The organism is Cytobacillus sp. (assembly GCF_032154635.1).
Lineage (GTDB): Bacteria > Bacillota > Bacilli > Bacillales > Cytobacillaceae > Cytobacillus.
The window spans coordinates 157,803-167,471 of the sequence record NZ_JALDXW010000004.1 but is presented as its reverse complement, the minus strand read 5'-3'; the positions used below and the strand labels follow the sequence as shown (position 1 = coordinate 167,471).

The 9,669-nt window shown below is 37.5% G+C and carries 11 protein-coding genes; 5 read left to right on the top strand and 6 right to left on the bottom strand.

Annotated elements, in window-relative coordinates:
• Positions 1–99: 99 nt before the first annotated feature.
• The 3 genes from RUH74_RS05275 to RUH74_RS05265 all read right to left on the bottom strand — a co-directional run bounded on the left by RUH74_RS05275 (position 100) and on the right by RUH74_RS05265 (position 2,849).
• The gene (locus tag RUH74_RS05275; RefSeq protein ID WP_313799209.1) at positions 100–825 is read right to left on the bottom strand and encodes an EcsC family protein; all 726 of its coding nucleotides are present in this window, start codon (positions 823–825) and stop codon (positions 100–102) included.
• Positions 826–904: 79 nt separating this feature from the next.
• Positions 905–2,116, bottom strand: a complete 1,212-nt coding sequence (locus RUH74_RS05270; protein WP_313799208.1) for an ABC transporter permease — start codon at positions 2,114–2,116, stop codon at positions 905–907.
• Entirely contained in the window at positions 2,109–2,849 is a 741-nt protein-coding gene (locus RUH74_RS05265; protein ID WP_313799207.1) for an ABC transporter ATP-binding protein, read from the bottom strand. The genes RUH74_RS05270 and RUH74_RS05265 overlap by 8 nt, the downstream gene beginning before the upstream one ends.
• Positions 2,850–3,470: 621 nt before the next feature.
• On the opposite strand from RUH74_RS05265, the gene RUH74_RS05260 reads away from it, so the two are divergent.
• Positions 3,471–3,890, top strand: a complete 420-nt coding sequence (locus tag RUH74_RS05260) for an HIT family protein (protein ID WP_313799206.1) — start codon at positions 3,471–3,473, stop codon at positions 3,888–3,890.
• Positions 3,891–4,005: 115 nt separating this feature from the next.
• On the opposite strand, the gene RUH74_RS05255 is transcribed toward RUH74_RS05260, so the two are convergent.
• Positions 4,006–4,617, bottom strand: a complete 612-nt coding sequence (locus RUH74_RS05255; protein ID WP_313799205.1) for a YybS family protein — start codon at positions 4,615–4,617, stop codon at positions 4,006–4,008.
• Positions 4,618–4,859: 242 nt separating this feature from the next.
• Here RUH74_RS05255 and RUH74_RS05250 point away from each other — a divergent pair, with 242 nt between their 5' ends.
• Positions 4,860–6,293 carry a PQQ-dependent sugar dehydrogenase gene (locus RUH74_RS05250; RefSeq protein WP_313799204.1) on the top strand — a complete coding sequence of 478 codons (1,434 nt, stop codon included), beginning with the start codon at positions 4,860–4,862 and terminating at the stop codon, positions 6,291–6,293.
• Between the two features lie 63 nt (positions 6,294–6,356).
• Here the strand turns inward: RUH74_RS05250 and RUH74_RS05245 are convergent, their stop codons facing one another.
• A complete protein-coding gene (locus tag RUH74_RS05245) occupies positions 6,357–6,746 on the bottom strand; it encodes a cupredoxin domain-containing protein (RefSeq protein WP_313799203.1) in 390 nt (129 codons plus the stop codon).
• 282 nt (positions 6,747–7,028) lie between these two features.
• Between RUH74_RS05245 and serC the strand changes: the two genes are divergently transcribed.
• Both serC and RUH74_RS05235 read left to right on the top strand, forming a co-directional pair.
• A complete protein-coding gene (serC, locus tag RUH74_RS05240; protein ID WP_313799219.1) occupies positions 7,029–8,108 on the top strand; it encodes a 3-phosphoserine/phosphohydroxythreonine transaminase in 1,080 nt (359 codons plus the stop codon).
• A 120-nt stretch (positions 8,109–8,228) separates the two neighbouring features.
• On the top strand, positions 8,229–8,765 hold the full coding sequence (locus RUH74_RS05235; protein ID WP_313799202.1) for a tryptophan transporter: 537 nt from the start codon (positions 8,229–8,231) through the stop codon (positions 8,763–8,765).
• Between the two features lie 32 nt (positions 8,766–8,797).
• Here RUH74_RS05235 and yhzF read toward each other — a convergent pair whose 3' ends face one another.
• Positions 8,798–8,989: a membrane protein YhzF gene (gene yhzF / locus RUH74_RS05230; RefSeq protein WP_313799201.1), complete on the bottom strand. Its 192-nt coding sequence runs from the start codon at positions 8,987–8,989 to the stop codon at positions 8,798–8,800.
• Between the two features lie 203 nt (positions 8,990–9,192).
• Here yhzF and RUH74_RS05225 point away from each other — a divergent pair, with 203 nt between their 5' ends.
• A complete protein-coding gene (locus RUH74_RS05225; RefSeq protein WP_313799200.1) occupies positions 9,193–9,555 on the top strand; it encodes a YtxH domain-containing protein in 363 nt (120 codons plus the stop codon).
• The last annotated feature ends 114 nt before the right edge of the window (positions 9,556–9,669 follow it).

Below are 9,669 nucleotides of genomic sequence, written 5' to 3'. Positions count from 1 at the left end.
ACCCTTGGTGCTGCCGCCATTCAATATCATTCTTATAAAAGTACAGGCGCATGAATAGGTGATAGGACGCTTGCGCTGGACAAAAAATAGCCCCTAATCTCATTCAGATTTTGGGGCTGTTTTTAATGTCCGTATCCGATAGGAATTCTTCGCTACTTCTCCAAGATGCTCCAATAAATTATTATTGGCGTAGGCACCTACGGCCGCACCAATGCCTGGTACAAGCTGAAGCATCTTTACAAAATCAATATAATCCCGATATTCCTGCTGAAATTCCTGCCAATCCATGTCAATGAATCCAGCTTTTCTTTTATCCCAATTCTCTACAATTTCCATCGTTTCCCTTCTCTTTTCATCGCTGGAGAAGGCCAGCTTGAACACATGCAGAATAAACAGTCTTTCTTCATATTCATTCGTATCAAAACCATAAATAGAGGCCGCTTCAAAAAGGAATTTCATTTTTATTGAAAGAAGCAGCGGGAAATCTGCTAAACCTAGCAGAATGCCTCCTGCCCCTGTCCCTGCTCCTTCCACCACGGCTGTCTTTCGATAAATGGAAAGTTTTTTCATTACTAGTTCATCCATTTCAGCCAGTGTGCTTAAGGAGTATTGACTCTTTTTGGTCGTCAAATTTGAGCCGACTAATGTGGCTTTTACCATATTTTTTATACTCTCTGTCAACATTTGATGGACCTTGTCCGGTATCAAATTATTTACCTTTGTCTGCGCTTTTTTCGAAAGTCTGTTAAGAAGACTCGATCGCTTCACCATTTGGCGTTTCCAATCCTCTATCTCGCGATTTACAAGTATTTCGTACTCGTTCATAAGCTTCCCTTCCTTTACACTCTGTATTATTTGATACGTTAGTCCGCAGGAAAGGTTTCACTTTTCTAATGTACAAATATTAGAAAGTAAGCTTCTTTTGAATATAGAAATGAGTAAAAAGGTAAGCAAATCCAATGCCAGCAATAAGTGAGATTATTGCTATGATCCCCTCGCCTTTTGCTAAAATAGCAAGCGAAAGGATCAACGCCTGTAAATATAATATTCTAGACAAAAGACCTTTAAACGATTTTTCCTTGATTCCGTCCTTAACTGGATATAGCCTTGTCCATAGTTTATTTTGGTGATGGTTCCATAGCGGCAGCAATTGAAAGCCTGTTAAATACATAAAAAGTATAACAAGCAGAATTTGACCATATCCAAATGAGATTAAATACAGCCCTGCAGCACCTATTAGAGTCAAACGAACAAATAGACCAAAATAATCGCCTGCACGTAAAAAGGTTCTTACAAAAAGATGGCTAAACGTATTTTTCTGTGCAAAAGCTAGCCTGCTAAACAGCCAATCAAGCCATGAACGTCTTTTCACACGATCGCGTAAATGCGGTACATCTGTAAACAGATTAGCTAATCGGTAAAAGGAGGTCATTCTTCGCTCTTCCAGTTCAATTAAAAACTCCCATTTCAAACTTTTTTCCTTCGTGTTTTTACTGTAATAAAAATATAAGAGGAGCAAAAGCAAGATCTCTGGTAAAAGGAACAGTAAACCTTGATTTGAAAAAAGAAAGAATAAAAATACGGCATTTACTGCATAACGAATTAAAGTATCAAAAAGATGAACGGATTTCTCAACATAGTACTGCACTTTCCAGCGAATAAGGAGATTAAACATCTTCAAAACTAATATTGTCAGTAAAAACGGCAAAAAGACATGAAAATCTCCATTATTTACACTTGCATACATCGGCATGAATATAGCTAAACCCATGACAAGCAAATACGTATGGAGAAGGAAACTGACAGCCAATGAGCGTTTAAAAAAGCCTTGAAGCCTACTTTCCAGCGGAAGGAGAAAAATTCGGTCCGCTTCAATAAGAAATGTGTAGATCGGAGTAAAAGTTAGGATAAACGCCAGTACGATTGCCATGATAATGGCTGCTGGAAAATCCTCAGAAACAGTTGTCAACCATTGCTGATAATAAAAAACGGCTGTTCCCAGCAAAAAAACCATAACAATGACATTATGTCCGTTAAAAATATACCGCAAATACCTGCTTAACTCTTTGATTCTCCGATTAAACCGTTCTTTCCATAATTTCTTTTCATCAAACATAATCTTCTTCCTTTGTCAGTTGAATATATATATCATCCAATGTCGCTTCCGGCATCGAAAATTGCTTTCTTAATTCAGCCAATGTCCCTTTAGCTCGTACCTTCCCTTCATGTAAAATAACAAAATTGTCACAATATCTTTCGGCAGTGGCTAATATATGGGTCGACATTAATATTCCCGCCCCATTCTCTTTCATTTTTTTCATTAGATCAAGTAAGGATTGGATCCCAAGTGGATCAAGTCCAACAAAAGGCTCGTCGACAATATATAGGGATGGCTGTACTAAAAATGCACACATAATCATTACCTTCTGTTTCATTCCCTTTGAAAAATGTGCAGGAAACCATTTCAGCCTTTTTTCCATACGAAATTCTTTTAACAGTCTTTCCATCCGTTCCTTATATTCAGAAGGCTTGAGCCCATAAGCCATCGCTGTTAACTCTAAATGTTCTTTAAGGGTCAGCTCGTCATAAAGAATCGGTGTTTCTGGTACAAAGGTGAATTGTCTTCGATACCCCTCTTTATCTTTATGAAATGCATTCCCATTAATAGTAATTTCCCCGCTATGCGGTTCCATCAGTCCAATGACATGCTTAATAGTCGTACTCTTCCCAGCTCCATTTAAGCCGATTAAGCCGACGATTTCTTTTTCCTTTACTTCAAAAGAAACTTCCTTCAATACAGGGTTTTTTGTATATCCACCCGTTACATTCTCTATTTGCAAAAGAGCCATATCCAACGTCCTTCCTTTTTTTCTACCTCTATTGTAAGAAACGCGGCATCCCCTTGTCCAATCTGGAGATGGAAATATCATTAGATAAAAACGTTTTTTACGTGTATATAAAATTTGAGTCCGGGGATTCTATTCATGAAGGGGAACAAGTTTTTTGATAACCTAAAGAATTATCAAAACTTGAAATGAGGTGTCTGTCGCAGACAGCTAAATGCACTTTCATGAAAAGCTTCGTACGTTTAAACTCTAAGGGGATGGTTGCATTGGGCAATGCTGCTAAATGAACCAAGAGATCTAGCGTTCTGATCGCCTAACCTCGTTGGTGGTCTAACATTCACTTTGAAATGAGGTGTTTGTAAAAGACAATGTCCTGCTTTATACGTTGTAAAACATATAGAGATTAGGGGATGGTTAGCTTGAACAAAGATCGAAAGTCTCTAGAAGTAAACACAATCATTTCATAAATGAGGTGTTTATCAAAGGGAAGAACCTGATGTAGAAAACGTTATTTGAAGAAGCATTCCCCTTCACGAAGGCAGGATTCCATGCGGATCCTGCCTTTTAACCTTTTTTTATATATGATAAGATAATTGAAAATAGATCATACAGGAGTTGTTTCAAATGAGCGATTGTATTTTTTGTAAAATTGTAAATGGTGAAATCCCTTCAGCCAAGGTTTTTGAAAATGAACATGTTATGGCTTTTCTTGATATTAGCCAAATAACGAAAGGCCATACATTAGTTATACCGAAAATACATAATGAAAATATTTATGATTTAAGTGCAGAAGCTGCACGTAACATTTTTGAGGTTGTCCCTCAATTAGCTAATGCAATCAAAGAGCAGTTTAATCCAGTTGGGATGAATGTCATTACGAACACTGGCAAACAAGCTGGACAAACTGTTTTCCATTACCATATGCACCTGATTCCTAGATATGGTAGCGGGGATGGCTTTGGCGCAGTTTGGAAATCTCATCAATCTGATTATACGCCTGCTGATTTGCAGGAAATTGCTGATGGGATAAAAAAACATATCTAAGAGGGAGCAGCAAATATAGAAACCGTTATTTTGAGTAAAATTAAACAAAATGACGGTTTCTATTATCGTGGATTACATCATTCTTCTCTTGCCAGGCCATAAATACCTGAAACACTTAATCCTGCTTGTTAGACACTTGCTTGATCACTTTATTGGGAAGAGTTTGAGCCAATCGCTTCAAAACAAAAAAACAAGCTTCTGCAGCTATCCATGCATATAGCATACTGAACATCCCAATCATTACTATAGATCGAAATTGAATTGATGTACCAACACCTGATCCTAACACTGGAAAACGAAAAATAAAAAGGATCGTTATTATTCCCATAAATAAGCTTGCACCGGCCGATAAAACAACCCATAATCTTATATTTAACTTATAGAAGGAAACACCAAGCACCAATCCTAAAACACCCGTTGTAAAAGAAAAAATAAGTAGTTCGCTAGGCTGGATAAATAATAAAAGGAACATCGTAACAAAATAAGAAAGCAATCCGTGTCTGATGGATACAATCGTTGCTAAAAATATGGGAAACGACGTCAAGGCACTTACCAAAAAACCGATACCAGGTGCATATCCCCCTGCTGACTGAAAAATGGCTGCAAACGAGCTTAATACCGAGGTAATTAATAGTTTAGTGGTAGTTGACATTTCTGTAAGATCATGTTTGATTCCTAAGAAAGGCTGCTGCCAATAGTGTATAGCCTTTTTTTTTATCCTCTTCATGTATCCCACCCCCAGCAAATATTAAACTCCCTTTATGCTATTCTCCGTTTTATATAAAAATCACTGTATTTTCTTCCTGCTAAACGATTAATAGCGGCTTTATATAATCATCGTACGTTTATGAAAGCCACGATTACTCCAGCTCAATCCTCTGATAGATTCATTCTTCCGCCATTATTAAGTATTAATAAAACCTTTCTGATCATATGCTTTAATAAAAAACTGAGAAGGAGTGTGAAAGTTTGTTAGGAAAAGTTAAGGTTCGGTTACGGCCCATTGTAAGTAGGATAAATTTACCGACCGTTATAAAAACTGCTATACTCCCAGGTGACTCAAATGAAACATTATTTATTGCAACCCAGGTGGGAGAGATTTTTTACATAAGAGATGGAAACATTAGGATTTTTTTAGATATTCGCACGAAAATCATACAACTAGGTACTTCAGAAGCAGGTGTTTCAGTTGGTGGATATGATGAACGTGGTTTACTAGGGCTGGCGTTTCATCCCGAATTTTATTATAACGGGCAGTTTTATCTTCATTATTCAGTAGCTGGGACACAAGGCCCGGGTGCTCTTCCTGAATCTTTTTCACCTAACCCGTGTGATCAAAAAACGTTAAACAGAAGGTGGAATAATAGAAAAACTCAATATAATCATATTGATACGGTGGAAGAATGGATTTTACCATCGAATGGTCAACCTCAAAAACGACGGACATTGCTAAACGTAAGAAGACCATTTTTTAATCATAATGGTGTCAATAGCTTAAACTTTTCACCTGAAACGGGAAAACTTGTATTAACAACAGGAGATGGAGGAGCAGGCTACGATCCATTCAATTTAAGCCAGAATGATATGGAAATCGCCGGTAAAATAATTGAGATGGACGTAAGCAAGAATACATTTATTCAAAATCCTCCAGTAGTCACACGGTTTCATGAACTTCCTGTACCTATTCAAGAAACCCTTACAGTGATTGCCAAAGGGGTTCGGAATATACCGGGCATTTCATTTCAAAGGTATTATAATCAATATATCAAGTATGTCGGAAATGTCGGACAGGATTCGGTCGAATCAATTTTTTCATTCGTTCATTATAAGCCGATACCTGTTACCGAGCTTGTTCAAACTTTTTTAATGAAATCTGAAGCCGATCAAGAAGGGGTTATTAATTTTGGCTGGCGTGGCTGGGAAGGTAGTTTTCCTACCTCGATTATAAGTGGCTGCTCTGAAAATACAACTTTGGATGAGAAAACAATTGTTTATTACAATGAGGCAATTAAAACTGCGGTGAGACGGATTCAGCCTTTAACTAGTTATTTCCATAAAGATCAAAGACCTGATAAATTTGGAGGAACTGCACTTACAGGCGTACAAGCCTATATGGGGAATAGAATCCCCTCTTTATCTGGTAGTGTTGTGTTTACGGATCTTGCTCGGAAAGAAGGATCAGGCTCTCCGGCAAAAGGGGTTTTAGCTTATACTAGAATAAGAACAGATTGTAAACTAAATGATTTTAGTATGATTCAAACCGAATACAACTTTGGGTCCGAGTCAGCTTATTATGTTAGCTTGGGAACGAATCTTAATCAAACCACACTATATTTAGGGGTGTATGGTTCGATGAAAGTAACAGACTTTAACCAAGGTACTATTTTTGAAATTATCCCCTAATTCAAACACAGGTAATGCAATAGAAAGGGGGTTGCTGCAGCAACTCCCTCTTAGCTGTTCTTGCTATTTAACTATTACTTTTCCAACCATTCCTTCCTGGAAATGGTACCGACAGATCAGTTCATATGTACCGGGCTGTTTCGGCTTCACGGTAATGGATTTTTCTTTCCCAGGCTGGATTTCAGCGTCAATTCCGAGCTTTTCCACTGTAAAGGTATGTTCCTTTTTCCCATTATTTTTCAATATCAACGTTGTGGTTGTCCCATTTGGAATAGTAATGTCTTTCGGATTAAAATAATCATCGTTCAGCTCGATCTCAAGTTCTTTCACCGTCTCCATAGGTTGTACTGCGACATTGGATTCGGCAAAAACACAAAGTGAACCTGCAGTGTTTTCAGCCACAACCATCGCAAGCAAAACGACCAATCCTGTTAAACACTTTTTCACAAACATTCGCTATGCCCTCCTTTCCTATCCATTATTTTTTCCAATTCAAAATAAATTATCACTGTAAAATGAGTTCCAACTTTGTTTCAAATAGGAATTCTTTTATCTGAAATAATAAATGAAGCAGACCGGCATGTACATCCGTGGGTTCGAACAGAAGTAATGAAGCCTTTTCATTTATATTTTTCGTAATATTCATAATTAAGTCTGTACAAATGAATTTTATTTGTTACCATAGGAATATCTTTAATTCATTACCGTATGACAGATACTTTGGGAGGGAAAATGATGAATCGTGCACTTAATTTCAATGCAGGTCCCGCTGTTTTACCAGAAACCGTACTAAAAGAGGCGGAAAAGAACTGGCTTAACTTTAATGATACCGGAATGGCTGTCATGGAGCTAAGCCATAGAAGCAAGGAATATGAAACTATTCACCACCAGGCAATTTCCTTATTGCGTAATCTCCTATCTATACCAGACAGTTTCGAGGTTCTCTTCCTTCAAGGCGGAGCAAGCCTGCAGTTTTCGATGGTCCCTCTGAATTTCCTCACAGAAGGAAGAACAGGCAACTACGTTTTAACTGGTGCATGGGCTGAAAAGGCACTGACGGAAGCGGAAAAGGTGGGAAAAACATTTATTTCTGCTTCAAGCAAAAATCAGCAATATAAAGCTATCCCTACTGGAAATATAGAGATATCAGCAGATGCTGCCTATCTTCATATAACAAGCAATAATACGATTTATGGCACCCAGTGGCAGCAGTTTCCTACCAATGCAAGAATTCCATTAGTTGCGGATATGTCTAGCGATCTATTAAGCAGGAAGATTCATATCGAGGATTTTGATCTTATTTATGCTGGAGCACAAAAAAATCTTGGTCCGTCTGGGGTAACTGTCGTTATTATTCAAAAGAAGCTTTTATCAGAGTCAGGCAGTCATTTGCCTACCATGCTTAATTACAACACATACGCAAACCACAACTCACTTTATAACACACCACCGACACTTGCGATCTATTTACTGAAGCTCGTGCTCGAATGGGCAAAGGGATTAGGCGGTTTAACGGTTATTGAACAAAGAAATGAGGAAAAAGCAATGATTCTCTATGATGCCATTGATTGCAGTGAAGGATTTTATCTGGGACATGCTGAAAAGGAAAGCAGATCAAAAATGAATGTTACCTTTAATCTTCATAATGAAGAGACAGCCACGAACTTTCTGCATCAAGCGAAAGAAGAAGGCTTTATTGGCCTTAACGGTCACCGCTCTGTTGGGGGTTGCCGCGCTTCCATTTACAATGCGATGCCAATGGAGCATGTTCTTCAGCTAGCAGAATTTATGAAAAAGTTCAAGAAATCTAACTGAAAATTTTTTCTTCTTTTTCAGTTGTTATATGATATAATAATGACAAGTTTTTCGCTGCAGGCATAGAGCGCACTGCAGGAGGAACAAAAATTGTTGAGACGAGAATAGGAGAGATGAGAAATGAATACGAAAAATCTTGTTGCCCTTTCACTTTTAGTGGGAATGGGTGCGGTATTGCATGCAGTTATGCCTGGCTTTGGTGCAGGTATGAAGCCAGATATGATGTTAACAATGATGTTTTTAGGTATTATCCTTTTTCCTGAACGAAAAAGTGTATTACTTCTATCATTAGCAACAGGACTTATATCAGGGCTTACAACCACCTTCCCTGGTGGGCTATTCCCAAACATTATTGATAAACCGATTACTGCTGCAATCTTCTTCGCGCTTTTCCTTTTATTAAAAAAGTTTCATCATTCAATTATTAGCGCTTCTGTTCTAACTGCCATTGGAACACTGATTTCTGGGATTGTCTTTTTAACATCAGCTTATTTTATTGTTGGCTTGCCTGGTCCATTTGCTGCATTATTTGGTGCAGTTGTCCTGCCGGCAACCATTGTTAACACGATCACAATGGCCATTCTGTATCCAATTGCACAATCCATTATGAAACGGACGAAGCTAACAAATCAATCAACGATTACTGCAAAGCAATAATCATAAAAACCCGCTGCAGCGGGTTTTTTGTTTTATTTAAAACTATGCATAATTACCCCTATTAGCAAAAATCCGATTCCACCTGCTGCTAAAGCAGCTGCTCTCCTTCTTAATATATATTTAGGAGGGTATACGACGGGTCTCCTTATTGCTAAAAAGAAATGAACACCTCCAGCAATGAATAAAGCCCCTAGTGTAAATATGCCTGCAATTAACCCTGACATCTTTCGTCCCCACCCCTTTTCTATTGGTCCAGGTTTGTACAATTAATTAAATGTATGCTTGCTTTCTTGCAAATATGAACTATACTCTTTTCATCCTTTAGATAGACCGCAATTATAGCGAAAATCCTTCACATTTAAATGAAGGATTTTTCTTTTCTTTGTAGTAAAATCTATATATAGAGATACATGAGAGGTGAAAATAATTGAAAACAAAATCATTGCTCATTGGATTTATTATTGGAGGCACTGTAGCAGGAATAAGCACTTTACTATCCGCTCCAGCACCTGGCAGAGACACCCGAAATAAAATCCAAGAAAAGAAAAAATGTATACAAAATCAAATGATTGAATTAAAAAAGAAGGTAATTCATGTAAAAGATGCAACGATCCATGCATCAAAAGAAGGAAAAAAAGAAATATTAGCTTTTTCATCCGATGTTAAAAACTCTATTAATAAATGGAAAGCTGACATCCTCCCCCATCAGCAAGAACTGCAGAAAGAATTACAAGCTATTGAAAGCGCAATGAACGAGCTTGAAGAAAATATAAATCATTTGAAAGCCTAAAATATAACGCTTTTGATAAAAAAATCCTTTCTTTCATAAAAAAAAGAAGGATTTTTCCTTTTCAGACCGAAAACAAATATATTAATAAAGTGAAAAGTTATCGTTAGAGGTTTA

Coding starts and splice junctions, on each gene's coding strand:
- RUH74_RS05275 (WP_313799209.1), bottom strand. CDS start 825: ATGAACGAGTACGAAATACTTGTAAATCGCGAGATAGAGGATTGGAAA.
- RUH74_RS05270 (WP_313799208.1), bottom strand. CDS start 2,116: ATGTTTGATGAAAAGAAATTATGGAAAGAACGGTTTAATCGGAGAATC.
- RUH74_RS05265 (WP_313799207.1), bottom strand. CDS start 2,849: ATGGCTCTTTTGCAAATAGAGAATGTAACGGGTGGATATACAAAAAAC.
- RUH74_RS05260 (WP_313799206.1), top strand. CDS start 3,471: ATGAGCGATTGTATTTTTTGTAAAATTGTAAATGGTGAAATCCCTTCA.
- RUH74_RS05255 (WP_313799205.1), bottom strand. CDS start 4,617: ATGAAGAGGATAAAAAAAAAGGCTATACACTATTGGCAGCAGCCTTTC.
- RUH74_RS05245 (WP_313799203.1), bottom strand. CDS start 6,746: ATGTTTGTGAAAAAGTGTTTAACAGGATTGGTCGTTTTGCTTGCGATG.
- serC (WP_313799219.1), top strand. CDS start 7,029: ATGAATCGTGCACTTAATTTCAATGCAGGTCCCGCTGTTTTACCAGAA.
- RUH74_RS05235 (WP_313799202.1), top strand. CDS start 8,229: ATGAATACGAAAAATCTTGTTGCCCTTTCACTTTTAGTGGGAATGGGT.
- yhzF (WP_313799201.1), bottom strand. CDS start 8,989: ATGTCAGGGTTAATTGCAGGCATATTTACACTAGGGGCTTTATTCATT.